The sequence below is a fragment of the Pseudomonas delhiensis genome (assembly GCF_900187975.1).
Classification (GTDB): Bacteria; Pseudomonadota; Gammaproteobacteria; order Pseudomonadales; family Pseudomonadaceae; genus Pseudomonas; species Pseudomonas delhiensis.
This window is the reverse complement of record NZ_FZPC01000071.1, coordinates 1-2098: the sequence shown is the minus strand read 5'-3', so window position 1 is coordinate 2098 and position 2098 is coordinate 1. Positions and strand designations below refer to the sequence as shown.

General features: G+C 63.4%; 1 protein-coding gene. It reads right to left on the bottom strand.

The window, feature by feature from the left end:
• A partial coding sequence (locus CHC02_RS29735; protein WP_244161045.1) for an Ig-like domain-containing protein occupies window positions 1-1856 on the bottom strand: 1856 nt, incomplete at its 3' end.
• Window positions 1857-2098: the final 242 nt, after the last annotated feature.

Genomic DNA, 2098 nt, shown 5'->3' with positions numbered 1-2098 from the left:
GACAGGGTCGGCTGCTGGTCGTCGGTGGCATCGCCGGAGGTCAGTTTGCCGGTCTTGACGCCGACGTTGTCGTACACGCTGTCGATCACCGGGGCTTCGGGCGCCTGGGTATCGACGGTGATGACCCACTCGGCGGACGGCTCGGACGAGTTGCCCGCACCGTTGACGGTGACGAAGGTCAGGCTGTGTTCGCCGTCATCGAGGGGGAGCAGGGGGGTGAAGGTCCAGACGCCGTTTTCAGCGACCACTCGATCGATTTCCACGCCGTTGTCGTAGATGATGACGGTCGCGTTCGCCTCGGCGGTACCGCTGATGGTCGGGGTGCTGTCGTCGGTGATGTCTCCGGACTCGAGCGCGCCGGTAACGTTACCTGCGTTATCCATGACCGACTCGACCACGGGGGCATCGGGCACATTGACCTGGATGGTCAGCTTCCAGGGCTCGGAGGCCTGCGACTGGTTGCCGACGCGGTCGGTCGCGGTCACGGTGATGCTGTGTTCGCCTTCGCTCAGCGCAGGGGCAGGGGTAAAGCTCCAGCTACCGTTTTCGGCGATGACACGGCCGATTTCCTCGTCATTGTCGTAGATGATGACGGTCGAACCCTTTTCGGCGGTACCGCTGAAGGTCGGCGTATCGTCATCGGTGACCGCGCCATTGAGCAGCGGGCCGGTGCTGATGCCGACATTGTCCTCTGCTCCGAGGATCTTCGGCTGGGACGGCGCCAGGGTGTCGATGGTGATGTTGTACTTGCCCGACGGCAGCCCGATGTTGCCGGAAAAGTCCATGGCTGCGACTCTGAGCGCGTAGGTACCGTCCGGAAGATAGGGTGGAGTCCAGGTCCAGTCGCCGTTCCCATCGGCATACATGCTGGCAATAGGGGTGGTGTCGTTGTAGATGATCACCAGGGAGTTGGGTTCGGCCGTGCCCGTCAGGGTCGGCGTGTTGTCACGGGTATGACCGTCCTTGGCGATTGGGCTCAGGGGGCCGGATGTGTCCTCGGAGACACTGGTGAGCAAGGCACGCGACGGAGCGACGGTGTCGATGATCAGAACGACGTTGCCCGAGGTCTTGCCGGTGGCCTGGTCCCGCACGAAGAACAGCTGGCCACCTTCCTCCAGCGGAACGACGAGGGTGTAGGTCCAGTCGCCGTTCCCATCGACGGTAACGCTGTCGATGACCACACCGTTCTGCAGAATCTCCAGCGTGCTGTTGGGCTCGCCGATGCCGACCAGCTTGGGTTGTTTGTCGTCGGTCACGCTGCCACTGGGCAACTTGCCCTGTTTGCTGCCGACCTGGTCGTAGAGAGCGGTGATGCTGGGGGTGACCGCGAAGGTGGCGCCAACACCTTCGGAAGCTGCAGCCATGAACAGCGCCGGCTCGGCTTCCTGTGCACCAGGCATGGGCTCTGCGGACGGGTTCAGCGACTCCGCCATCTGCTCCAGGGCCTGGAAGGTGGCGGCTTGTTGCACGACCTTGAGGAGTGCGGCTTCCGGCTGGTCCTGCCGCTGCCCCAGGGACTCGCTGCCCAGGGAAACGGGGCCGTTCGGGATGGCGCTGTCGGCGGAAAGGTGCAGGCGGTAGTCACCGGTGTCGTTCAGGCTGTGGAGGCTGCCCTGGAACTGGAAGAAATCCTTGATCTGGATGCTGGAGGAGGATTCCGATTCCGGGCGCAGACGCAGGTGCAGATCGTTGTCGACCCGCTCTGCCGCGACGGCCTGGCCGATATCGAGCCCTTCCTCTGCGGTGAAGACGTAACGCGCACCGGGCATGGCCTGGATCGGCAGGGACGCCCCCTCCTGCTCGTTCAGCGGGAGGAAGTAGAGCGCGTCTTTATCGGTAAGAAAAGCAAAGTTCACTGGATGGTTTCCGTATACGAAGAATGGAGTGAAGTACGAGCGCGGGCCCTGTAAGGGGGAGCGCTCGGGCCGGTTTCAAGGGTTATGGGTGGCGCCCCGAAGAACGCCACCCTCCAGGGTTAGTACTGCACTGAAACACCCTGCTGAACGAGGATCTCCGCGGCCAGCTCGGTGTGGTGGTAGACCTCGTAGACGACGCCCGCGGCGGTGACATCGCCGAGCAGTTCCCAGTCGCCGACGTC